Source organism: Pseudomonas sp. SIMBA_067 (genome assembly GCF_046534675.1).
In the GTDB taxonomy this organism is placed as follows: domain Bacteria; phylum Pseudomonadota; class Gammaproteobacteria; order Pseudomonadales; family Pseudomonadaceae; genus Aquipseudomonas; species Aquipseudomonas putida.
This window is the reverse complement of sequence record NZ_JAWRYH010000003.1, coordinates 269,830-281,000: the sequence shown is the minus strand read 5'-3', so window position 1 is coordinate 281,000 and position 11,171 is coordinate 269,830. Positions and strand designations below refer to the sequence as shown.

Sequence of the window (11,171 nt, the reverse complement as noted above, 5' to 3'; positions counted from 1 at the left end):
GTGTCTTTGATCGCTTCCGACCAATTCCGCATCGTTGTCGGCCTCGGCAAGAGCGGCATGTCCCTGGTTCGCTTCCTGGCGAACCGGGGCATTGCCTTTGCGGTCGCCGACACGCGCGAGCTACCGCCGGAACTGGACACCCTGCGCCGTGATTACCCGCAGGTGGAAGTGCGCTGTGGCGAGCTGGACGTGGACTTCCTGTGCCGCGCCAACGAGCTGTACGTGAGCCCTGGCCTGGCCCTGGCCACCCCGGCCCTGCAGCAGGCAGCCGCGCGTGGCGTGAAGCTGTCCGGTGACATCGAGCTGTTCGCCCGGCACGCCAAGGCGCCGATCGTTGCCATCAGCGGTTCCAACGCCAAGAGCACCGTGACCACTCTGGTCGGCGAAATGGCCGCCAAGGCCGGCAAGCGCGTGGCGGTGGGCGGCAACCTCGGTACCCCGGCGCTGGACTTGCTGGCTGATGACGTCGAGCTGTACGTGCTGGAGCTGTCCAGTTTCCAACTGGAAACCACCGACCAGCTCAACGCAGAAGTGGCCACTGTGCTGAACATCAGCGAAGACCACATGGACCGCTACAGCGGCCTGCCGGCCTACCACCTGGCCAAGCACCGGATTTTCCGCGGTGCCCGCCAGGTGGTGGTCAACCGCCAGGACGCCCTGAGCCGGCCACTGCCGGTGGAAGGCCGCCCATGCTGGACCTTCGGCCTCAACCAACCCGACTTCAAGGCCTTTGGCCTGCGTGAAGTGGACGGTGAAAAATACCTGGCGTTCGAATTCCAGGCGCTGATGCCGGCGCGCGAGCTGAAGGTTCGCGGTGCCCACAACCAGTCCAACGCCCTGGCGGCACTGGCCCTGGGGCATGCCGCTGGCCTGCCGTTCGAGCCCATGCTCGAAGCCCTGCGTGAGTTCGGTGGCCTGGCCCACCGGTGCCAGTGGGTGCGCGAGCGTAATGGCGTGAACTGGTACGACGACTCCAAGGCCACCAACGTCGGTGCTGCCCTGGCCGCCATCGAAGGCCTGGGTGCCGATATCGAAGGCAAGTTGGTGCTGATCGCCGGTGGCGACGGCAAAGGTGCTGAATTCACTGCGTTGCGCGAGCCCGTCAAGCGCTTCTGCCGCGCCGTGGTATTGCTTGGCCGTGATGCCGAGCGCCTGGCCGAAGCGTTGGGTAATGACGTGCCGCTGGTACGGGTCAAGACCCTCGAGGACGCCGTGCAGCAGTGTGCCGAACTGGCCCTGGCCGGCGATGCGGTGCTGCTGTCGCCGGCGTGCGCCAGCCTCGACATGTTCAAGAACTTTGAAGAGCGCGGGCGCCTGTTTGCCCAGGCAGCGGGAGGTCTTGCATGATCTTCGGCATCTTCAAGCCCTACCCGTCGCCGCTGATCAGCGGTCGTGGCATCGACCTGGACTTCCCGATGCTCGCCGGCTGCCTGGCCTTGCTTGGCCTGGGCCTGGTGATGATCACCTCGGCGTCCTCGGAAGTGGCCGCGGTGCAGTCGGGCAACCCGCTTTACCACATGTTCCGCCACCTGGTTTACGTGTTCCTTGGCCTGGTTGCCTGCGGCGCGACCATGCTGGTGCCGATCGCCACCTGGCAGCGCATGGGCTTCATGATGCTGCTGGGCGCCTTCGGCCTGCTGGTGCTGGTGCTGGTGCCGGGTATCGGTCGCGAAGTGAACGGCTCCATGCGCTGGATCGGCTTCAGCTTCTTCAACGTCCAGCCTTCGGAAATCGCCAAGGTGTTCGTGGTCGTCTACCTGGCGGGTTACCTGGTGCGCCGGCAGACCGAAGTGCGCGAAACCTGGATGGGCTTCTTCAAGCCGTTCATCGTGCTGCTGCCCATGGCCGCCCTGCTGCTGATGGAGCCGGACTTCGGTGCCACCGTGGTGATGATGGGCGCGGCGGCGGCCATGCTGTTCCTCGGCGGGGTTGGGCTGTTCCGCTTCAGCCTCATGGTGGTGTTGGCGGTGCTGGCGGTGTTTGTGCTGGTACAGGCGCAGCCCTACCGGATGGCGCGGCTTATCACCTTCACCGACCCGTGGTCCGACCAGTTCGGCTCGGGTTACCAGCTGACCCAGGCGCTGATCGCCTTCGGCCGTGGCGAGTGGCTGGGTGTTGGCCTGGGCAACAGCGTGCAGAAGCAGTTCTACCTGCCCGAAGCGCACACCGACTTCGTGTTCTCGGTACTGGCCGAAGAGCTGGGTGTGGTCGGTTCGCTGCTGACCATTGCACTGTTCGTGTTCGTGACCGTGCGTGCCCTGTACATCGGCCTGTGGGCCGAGAAGGCCAAGCAGTTCTTTGCCGCCTATGTGGCCTTCGGCCTGGCGTTCCTGTGGATCGGCCAGTTCCTGATCAACATCGGGGTGAACGTCGGCCTGCTGCCAACCAAGGGCCTGACGCTGCCGTTCCTCAGTTACGGGGGCAGTTCGCTGGTGATCTGTTGCGCCTGCGTAGGCCTGTTGCTGCGTATCGAGTGGGAGAGCCGCACGCACCTGGGCAGCGAGGAACACGAGTTCAGCGAAAGCGATTTTGCCGAGGAGACCAGTCATGGCCGCTGACGGCAAGAACATACTGATCATGGCGGGCGGCACCGGGGGCCACGTATTCCCGGCCCTGGCCTGCGCCCGTGAATTCCAGGCGCGTGGTTTTACCGTGCACTGGCTGGGCACCCCGCGTGGCATCGAGAACGAGCTGGTGCCACAGGCTGGCCTGCCACTGCACCTGATCCAGGTCAGCGGCCTGCGCGGCAAAAGCAAACTGTCATTGCTCAAGGCGCCATTCACCCTTATCAAGGCCGTGCTGCAGGCGCGACGCATCATTCGCCAGCTCAAGCCGGTCTGCGTGCTGGGCTTTGGCGGCTACGTGACCGGCCCCGGCGGTGTGGCCGCGCGGCTGTGCGGCGTGCCGCTGGTGATCCACGAGCAGAACGCCCGTGCCGGTACCGCCAATCGGTTGCTGGTGCCACTCTCGGCGCGGGTCTGCGAAGCTTTCCCGAACACCTTCGAGGCCAGCGACAAGCGTCGCACCACCGGCAACCCGGTGCGCCCGGAGCTGTTCATGGATGCACAACGCGCGCCCCTGGCCCAGCGCCGTGCGCGCCTGCTGGTGCTCGGTGGCAGCCTGGGTGCGGAACCATTGAACAAATTGTTGCCTAAGGCCCTGTCCGAGGTCCCTGCCGCGCTGCGGCCAGAGGTGTTCCACCAGGCCGGTAAGCAACACGCGCCAATCACCGCCGAGCGTTATCACGAGGCGGGCGTCGAGGCTCAGGTAGAGCCCTTCATCAAGGACATGGCTCAAGCCTATGGCTGGGCCGACATGGTGGTGTGCCGGGCCGGTGCCCTGACCGTCAGCGAGCTGGCGGCAGCAGGCCTGCCTTCGATGCTGGTGCCTTTGCCCCACGCCATCGACGACCACCAGACCCACAACGCCCAATATCTGGCCCGCGAAGGCGCTGCCTTCCTGATGCCACAAGCGACAACTGGCGCAGCGCAGCTCGCTGAACGCCTGAACGAGGTGCTGATGCAACCCGAGAAACTCAACGTCATGGCAGGCACCGCACGGCGCCTGGCCAAACCTGCTGCAACCAGCACCGTGGTCGATATCTGCCTGGAGGTGGCCCATGGTTGAAAGCCAGAAAGCCATGCCCCATCCGAAGATGGGCCGTATCCGCCGTATTCACTTCGTCGGTATCGGCGGCGTGGGCATGTGCGGCATTGCCGAAGTGTTGCTGAACCTGGGCTATGAAGTGTCCGGTTCGGACCTGAAAGCTTCGCCGGTGACCGAGCGCCTGGAATCGTTCGGCGCCGAGATCTTCGTCGGCCACCGCGCCGAGAACGCCGCTACCGCTGACGTGCTCGTCGTGTCCAGTGCCATCAACCCGGCCAACCCGGAAGTGGCTACCGCCCTCGAGCGACGCATTCCGGTAGTGCCGCGTGCCGAAATGCTCGCCGAACTGATGCGCTACCGTCATGGTGTGGCCGTTGCCGGTACCCACGGCAAGACCACCACCACCAGCCTGCTGGCGTCGGTGTTCGCTGCCGGTGGCCTGGACCCGACTTTCGTTATCGGTGGCCGCCTGACCGCTGCCGGTACCAATGCCCAGCTGGGCACCAGTCGCTACCTGATCGCCGAAGCAGACGAAAGCGATGCGAGCTTCCTGCACCTGCAGCCGATGGTGGCCGTGGTCACAAACATCGACGCCGACCACATGGCGACCTACGAAGGTGACTTCAACAAGCTGAAGAAAACCTTCGTCGAGTTCCTGCACAACCTGCCGTTCTACGGCTTGGCGGTGATGTGCCTGGACGACCCGGTGGTGCGCGAAATCCTGCCACAGGTGAAACGCCCGACGGTGACCTACGGCTTCAGCGAAGAGGCCGACATTCGCGCCATCAACGTGCGCCAGCAGGGCATGCAGACCCACTTCACCGTGCTGCGCCGTGACTGCGAGCCGCTGGAAGTGTCGGTGAACATGCCTGGCAACCACAACGTGCTCAACGCACTGGCCACCATCGCCATCGCCACCGACGAAGGCATCAGCGACGAAGCCATCGTCCAGGGCCTGTCCGGCTTCCAGGGTGTCGGTCGCCGGTTCCAGGTGTACGGCGAGCTGCCGGTGGAAGGCGGCAGCGTGATGCTGGTCGACGACTACGGCCACCACCCGACCGAAGTGGCTGCGGTGATCAAGGCCGTGCGCGGTGGCTGGCCAAGCCGCCGCCTGGTGATCGTCTACCAGCCCCACCGCTACAGCCGCACCCGCGACCTGTACGACGATTTCGTCCAGGTGCTGGGCGATGCCAACGTGCTGCTGCTGATGGAGGTCTACCCGGCGGGCGAAGAGCCGATCCCGGGTGCCGACAGCCGTCAGCTGTGTCACAGCATCCGCCAGCGCGGCAAGCTGGACCCGATCTACATCGAGCGCGGCGCCGAGCTGGCACCGCTGGTCAAGCCACTGCTGCGCGCTGGCGACATCCTGATCTGCCAGGGTGCCGGCGATGTCGGCGGCTTGGCCCCGCAATTGATGAAAAGCCCGCTGTTCGCTGGCGCCAAGCAGGAGAAGTCGAAATGACCAGCGCCTACGAAAAACTGCACTCGACCCTGGACGTCAAGGCGTTCGGCCGCGTCGCCGTGCTGTACGGTGGCAAAAGCGCCGAGCGTGAAGTGTCGCTGAAGTCCGGTGCGGCGGTGATCGACGCGCTGACCACTGCCGGTGTCGACGTGGTCGCCATCGACGTCGGTGACGACCTGCTCACGCGCCTGCAAAGCGAAAAGATCGACCGCGCCTTCATCATCCTGCACGGCCGTGGCGGTGAAGACGGCAGCATGCAAGGCCTGCTGGAGTGCCTGGGCATCCCTTACACCGGCAGTGGCATCCTTGCCTCGGCGCTGGCCATGGACAAGCTGCGCACCAAGCAGGTGTGGCAGAGCCTGGGCATTCCGACCCCGCGTCACGCGGTGTTGGCGAGCGAAAACGATTGTTTGTTGGCCAGTACGGAACTGGGCTTCCCGCTTATCGTCAAACCCGCCCATGAAGGCTCTAGCATCGGCATGGCCAAGGTGAACAGCGCCCAGGAACTGGTCGCCGCCTGGCAGGACGCCGCCAAATACGATTCCCAGGTACTGGTGGAACAGTGGATCCACGGCCCGGAGTTCACCATCGCGGTCTTGCGCGGCCAGGTGCTGCCGCCGATCGCCCTGGGTACGCCGCACGTGTTCTACGACTACGACGCCAAGTACATCGCCAACGATACCCAGTACCGCATCCCGTGCGGCCTGGATAGCGTCAAGGAACAGGAACTGATCGACCTGACCGCACGCGCCTGTGATGCCATCGGCATCGAAGGCTGGGGGCGGCTGGACGTGATGCAGGACGAGCAGGGCCGGTTCTGGCTGCTCGAAGTCAACACCGCACCGGGCATGACTGATCATAGCCTGGTGCCAATGGCGGCCCGCGCGGCTGGCCTGGACTTCCAGCAACTGGTGCTGGCAATCCTGGCTGAAAGCGTGACGACGCGAGGTTAACAACCATGCAAGGCGCGATGATACGTCAGCAGCAACCCGTTACCGGCCGTAGCAAGCCGGTGCCGCGTGGTGCCAGCCGGCTGGTGGCCGACGAGCCCGTATCGGCGCGCCTGCCGCGGCCAAGCCTGGGAGGCCTCAAGCGCCTGCTGTGGCCGGTGCTGCTGGTGGCGGCCGGCTTTGGTGCCTACGAAGGCGCCATTCGCCTGATGCCGTATGCCGACCGGCCGATCACCAAGATCGACGTGCAAGGCGACCTCAGCTACATCAGCCAGCAGTCGGTGCAGCAGCGCATCGCGCCCTACGTGGCGGCAAGCTTCTTCAGCGTCGACCTGCCAGCGATGCGTGCGGAGCTCGAACAGATGCCATGGATCGCCCACGCCGAAGTGCGCCGGGTGTGGCCTGACGAGGTGGTGATCCGCCTGGAAGAACAGCTGCCGGTGGCGCGCTGGGGTGACGAAGCCTTGCTCAACAACCAGGGCCAGGCCTTCACCCCGCGCGAACTGGCCAACTACGAGCACCTGCCGCAGTTGGCCGGGCCCCAGCGTGCTCAGCAACAAGTCATGCAGCAGTACCAGGTATTGAGCCAGATGCTGCGCCCCATGGGCTTTTCCATTGCTCGCCTGGAGCTGCGCGAGCGAGGCAGCTGGTTCCTGACCACCGGTGCAAGCAGCGCCGGGCCAGGCATCGAGCTGCTGTTGGGGCGTGACCATCTGGTGGAGAAGATGCGCCGTTTCATTGCCATTTATGACAAGACACTCAAAGACCAGATCACCACTATCGCCCGCATTGATCTGCGTTATTCCAACGGACTTGCCGTTGGTTGGCGGGAACCGATTGCACCGACGACGGCCCAACCCGCCGTTGCGAAGAATTAGAGAGAGGCAGGACCATGGCAAACGCGCATAGCGGCAAAATGATCGTCGGGCTGGACATTGGCACCTCCAAGGTGGTGGCGCTGGTGGGCGAAGTGGGCGAAGACGGTACCCTGGAAATCGTCGGGATCGGCACCCATCCGTCCCGCGGCCTGAAGAAAGGCGTGGTGGTGAACATCGAGTCCACCGTGCAGTCGATCCAGCGCGCCGTGGAAGAGGCGCAGCTGATGGCCGGCTGCCGTATCCACTCGGCCTTCGTCGGGGTAGCCGGCAACCACATCCGCAGCCTGAACTCCCACGGCATCGTCGCCATCCGCGACCGCGAGGTCAGCCTGGCCGACCTGGAACGTGTACTCGACGCCGCCCAGGCCGTGGCGATTCCGGCCGACCAGCGTGTGCTGCACACCCTGCCGCAGGACTACGTGATCGACAACCAGGAAGGCGTGCGCGAGCCGCTGGGCATGTCCGGCGTGCGCCTGGAAGCCAAGGTCCACGTGGTCACCTGCGCAGTCAACGCGGCGCAGAACATCGAGAAATGCGTACGCCGCTGCGGCCTGGAAATCGACGACATCATCCTTGAGCAGCTGGCCTCGGCCTACTCGGTGCTGACCGACGATGAAAAAGAACTGGGCGTGTGCCTGGTGGACATCGGTGGCGGCACCACTGACATCGCCATCTTCACCGAGGGCGCCATCCGTCACACCGCAGTCATCCCGATTGCTGGCGACCAGGTGACCAACGATATCGCCATGGCCCTGCGTACCCCTACCCAGTACGCCGAAGAAATCAAGATCCGCTACGCCTGCGCCCTGGCCAAACTGGCTGGCGCCGGCGAGACCATCAAGGTGCCGAGCGTGGGCGACCGCCCACCGCGCGAGCTGTCGCGCCAGGCCCTGGCCGAGGTGGTGGAGCCACGTTACGACGAGCTCTTCACCCTGATCCAGGCCGAGCTGCGCCGCAGCGGCTACGAGGACCTGGTGCCAGCCGGCATCGTCCTCACCGGCGGCACCGCGAAGATGGAAGGTGCCGTGGAACTGGCCGAGGAAATCTTCCACATGCCGGTACGCCTGGGCGTACCGCACAGCGTTCGGGGGCTGAGCGACGTGGTTCGCAACCCGATCTATTCCACCGGTGTGGGCTTGCTCACTTACGGTCTGCTGAAGCAGTCCGAGGACCTGATCCTGACCGGTAACACCAACAGCAGCAACAACAGCTATGGCGATGAACCGAAGGCCCCAGTGCTTGAGCGCTTCAAGAAGTGGGTCCAGGGCAACTTCTAAGTTTCAAAGCAGTAGTGGTAGGCGCAACAACTAGAGAACTGTAAGGAGAGGGAAAATGTTCGAGCTCGTAGACAACGTCCCGCAAAGTCCGGTCATCAAGGTGATCGGCGTTGGTGGTGGTGGCGGCAACGCCGTCAACCACATGGTCAAGAGCAGCATCGAAGGCGTGGAATTCATCTGCGCCAACACTGATGCCCAGGCGCTGAAAAGTATTGGCGCGCGCACCATCCTGCAATTGGGCACTGGTGTGACCAAGGGCCTGGGTGCCGGTGCCAATCCGGAAGTCGGCCGTCAGGCTGCGCTGGAAGACCGTGAGCGCATCGCCGAAGTGCTGCAGGGCACCAACATGGTGTTCATCACCACTGGCATGGGTGGCGGTACCGGTACAGGTGCAGCGCCGATCATTGCCGAAGTGGCCAAGGAAATGGGCATTCTCACCGTAGCCGTGGTGACCCGTCCGTTCCCGTTCGAAGGCCGCAAACGTATGCAGATCGCCGATGAAGGCATCCGCATGCTGGCTGAAAGCGTCGACTCGTTGATCACCATTCCCAACGAGAAACTGCTGACAATCCTGGGCAAGGATGCCAGCCTGCTGTCCGCCTTCGCCAAGGCCGACGATGTACTGGCCGGTGCCGTTCGCGGTATCTCCGACATCATCAAACGCCCTGGCATGATCAACGTCGACTTCGCCGACGTGCGTACCGTGATGGGTGAAATGGGCATGGCGATGATGGGTACTGGCTGTGCCAGCGGCCCGAACCGTGCGCGTGAAGCCACCGAGGCGGCGATTCGCAACCCGCTGCTGGAAGACGTCAACCTGCAGGGCGCCCGTGGCATCCTGGTGAACATCACCGCAGGCCCGGACCTGTCGCTGGGTGAGTACTCCGATGTGGGTAGCATCATCGAAGCCTTCGCCTCTGACCACGCCATGGTCAAGGTCGGCACCGTGATCGACCCGGACATGCGCGACGAACTGCACGTGACCGTTGTGGCCACTGGCCTGGGCGCGCGCATCGAGAAGCCTGTGAAGGTGGTCGACAATACCCTGCAGACTGCCCAGCAAGCGTACGAAGCGTCCAATCCTGCACCGGTTCGCCAGGAGCAGCCAGCGGTCAACTACCGCGACCTGGAGCGCCCGACCGTGATGCGCAACCAGGCGCATGCAGGTGCTGCCGCAGCCGCTAAACTGAACCCTCAGGATGACCTGGACTACCTCGATATCCCGGCATTCCTGCGTCGTCAGGCTGATTAATGGAATTTATCAGGGGTATAAAGGTGATTGGTATTCATCAAAGGTTGGGTCTGTTATCATCCCCAGCCTTTGTTGATACCTGTTCGCAATTTGCGCTGAAGCGGCCAATGCCATGATTAAACAACGCACCCTGAAGAATACCATCCGTGCCACAGGTGTCGGTCTGCACTCCGGGGAGAAGGTTTACCTGACCCTCAAGCCTGCACCTGTTGACACCGGCATCGTCTTCCGCCGCGCCGATCTCGACCCTGTGGTCGAAATCCCTGCGCGTGCGGCCAACGTCGGCGAGACAACCATGTCGACGACGCTGGTCAACGGTGACGTCAAGGTCGATACGGTCGAGCACTTGCTCTCCGCCATGGCGGGCCTGGGCATCGATAACGCCTACGTCGAGCTCTCCGCCTCGGAAGTGCCGATCATGGATGGCAGCGCCGGACCCTTTGTATTCCTGATTCAGTCTGCCGGCCTGGAAGAACAGGACGCAGCCAAGAAGTTCATCCGCATCCTGCGTGAGGTAACCGTGGAAGAGGGCGACAAGCGCGCCACGTTCCTGCCTTTCGAAGGTTTCAAGGTGAGCTTCGAGATCGACTTCGATCACCCGGTGCTTCGCAACCGGACCCAGAGCGCCAGCGTCGATTTCTCCAGCACCTCGTTTGTGAAAGAAGTCAGCCGCGCGCGTACTTTCGGCTTCATGCGTGACATCGAGTACCTGCGCAAGCACAACCTTGCGCTGGGTGGCAGTGTCGAGAACGCCATCGTGGTCGATGAGGACGGCGTGCTCAACGAGGACGGCCTTCGTTACGAAGACGAGTTCGTCAAGCACAAGATCCTCGACGCCATTGGCGACCTTTACCTGCTGGGCAACAGCCTGATTGGCGAGTTCAAGGGCTTCAAGTCCGGCCACGCGCTGAACAACCAGCTGCTGCGCAAGCTGATTGCAGAAACCGATGCCTGGGAAGTGGTCACTTTCGAAGATGCCAGCACGGCACCGATCTCGTACATGCGCCCTGTTGCGGCCGTGTAAGTTCGAACACTCTCTAGTTCATTAAGGCCACCTTCGGGTGGCCTTTTTTATGGCTTGTTCCTGGCGTGGGCGGCCAACCGTTCCAGCGCTGCGCGCAGCTTGGGGTCGGTGATGCCCTCGGCGGTGTCGCGCAGGCTTTCGGCGGCGCTGATCGACAGCTCTGCAGCATGCCCACCTCGCTTGGCTGGCACCAGCGGTGGCTGCACCTTGTAGAGGATGCGCCTGAGGTTGCCGAATGCTTCCATGGCTTGTAATGCTGCCAGCAGGCGCTTCTGCTGGTAGCGCAGGCGGGTTGCCCAATGGCCGTCGGTAACCACCAGCAACAAAGTGCCATCGCGCCACGATGCCACATGGCAGTGCTCCCGGGCAGCTGGTTGCAGCTGGCTTTCCAGCAGGCGCTGCAGGTGCTCCAGGCGTTCGGCCTGGTTCAGCAGCAGGCGCAACGGGCGCACCTGGCGCAGCAGTGCGGAGGGTGGCTGGGCAGGGGAGGGTTTGTAGGCCATGGGGTACGCATGAGGTTGCAAGGGCAGCAGTTTAACACCTCTATAGCCTGTGCCGGCCTCTTCGCGGGCAATAGAAGATAAGACTAATTCTCGATAGCTTTCATGTTGCCAAGGCTTGAACTCAGGGAAAATGCCCCTATCTAAGACAGGCCCCTGCCAAAACGCTGTAATAGCATCGTGGAAATCCACCACTTTCCTCACCATCGTTTCCGGGTAGAA

The 11,171-nt window shown here is 63.4% G+C and carries 10 protein-coding genes; 9 read left to right on the top strand and 1 reads right to left on the bottom strand.

Annotation, left to right across the window (positions count from 1 at the left end; genetic code table 11):
• From murD to lpxC, 9 genes are all read left to right on the top strand, one after another.
• Entirely contained in the window at positions 1–1,347 is a 1,347-nt protein-coding gene (gene murD / locus SB765_RS09705) for a UDP-N-acetylmuramoyl-L-alanine--D-glutamate ligase (RefSeq protein WP_341796712.1), read from the top strand.
• The gene (gene ftsW, locus SB765_RS09700; protein ID WP_016488963.1) at positions 1,344–2,558 is read left to right on the top strand and encodes a putative lipid II flippase FtsW; all 1,215 of its coding nucleotides are present in this window, start codon (positions 1,344–1,346) and stop codon (positions 2,556–2,558) included. Before murD ends, ftsW begins: the two co-directional genes overlap by 4 nt.
• Positions 2,548–3,627 carry an undecaprenyldiphospho-muramoylpentapeptide beta-N-acetylglucosaminyltransferase gene (murG, locus tag SB765_RS09695; RefSeq protein WP_059395143.1) on the top strand — a complete coding sequence of 360 codons (1,080 nt, stop codon included), beginning with the start codon at positions 2,548–2,550 and terminating at the stop codon, positions 3,625–3,627. Before ftsW ends, murG begins: the two co-directional genes overlap by 11 nt.
• A complete protein-coding gene (gene murC, locus SB765_RS09690) occupies positions 3,620–5,068 on the top strand; it encodes a UDP-N-acetylmuramate--L-alanine ligase (protein ID WP_016498049.1) in 1,449 nt (482 codons plus the stop codon). The genes murG and murC overlap by 8 nt, the downstream gene beginning before the upstream one ends.
• Positions 5,065–6,021, top strand: a complete 957-nt coding sequence (locus tag SB765_RS09685) for a D-alanine--D-alanine ligase (protein WP_063422306.1) — start codon at positions 5,065–5,067, stop codon at positions 6,019–6,021. The genes murC and SB765_RS09685 overlap by 4 nt, the downstream gene beginning before the upstream one ends.
• A 5-nt stretch (positions 6,022–6,026) precedes the next feature.
• Positions 6,027–6,896 (top strand): cell division protein FtsQ/DivIB, encoded by an 870-nt coding sequence (locus SB765_RS09680; RefSeq protein ID WP_016498051.1) that lies wholly within the window; start codon positions 6,027–6,029, stop codon positions 6,894–6,896.
• 14 nt (positions 6,897–6,910) lie between these two features.
• A complete protein-coding gene (ftsA, locus tag SB765_RS09675) occupies positions 6,911–8,173 on the top strand; it encodes a cell division protein FtsA (RefSeq protein ID WP_016488959.1) in 1,263 nt (420 codons plus the stop codon).
• Between the two features lie 55 nt (positions 8,174–8,228).
• On the top strand, positions 8,229–9,425 hold the full coding sequence (ftsZ, locus tag SB765_RS09670) for a cell division protein FtsZ (protein ID WP_016488958.1): 1,197 nt from the start codon (positions 8,229–8,231) through the stop codon (positions 9,423–9,425).
• A 112-nt stretch (positions 9,426–9,537) separates the two neighbouring features.
• Positions 9,538–10,449 carry a UDP-3-O-acyl-N-acetylglucosamine deacetylase gene (gene lpxC / locus SB765_RS09665; protein WP_003251873.1) on the top strand — a complete coding sequence of 304 codons (912 nt, stop codon included), beginning with the start codon at positions 9,538–9,540 and terminating at the stop codon, positions 10,447–10,449.
• Positions 10,450–10,496: 47 nt separating this feature from the next.
• Here lpxC and SB765_RS09660 read toward each other — a convergent pair whose 3' ends face one another.
• Positions 10,497–10,952 (bottom strand): DUF721 domain-containing protein, encoded by a 456-nt coding sequence (locus SB765_RS09660; protein ID WP_043198044.1) that lies wholly within the window; start codon positions 10,950–10,952, stop codon positions 10,497–10,499.
• Positions 10,953–11,171: the final 219 nt, after the last annotated feature.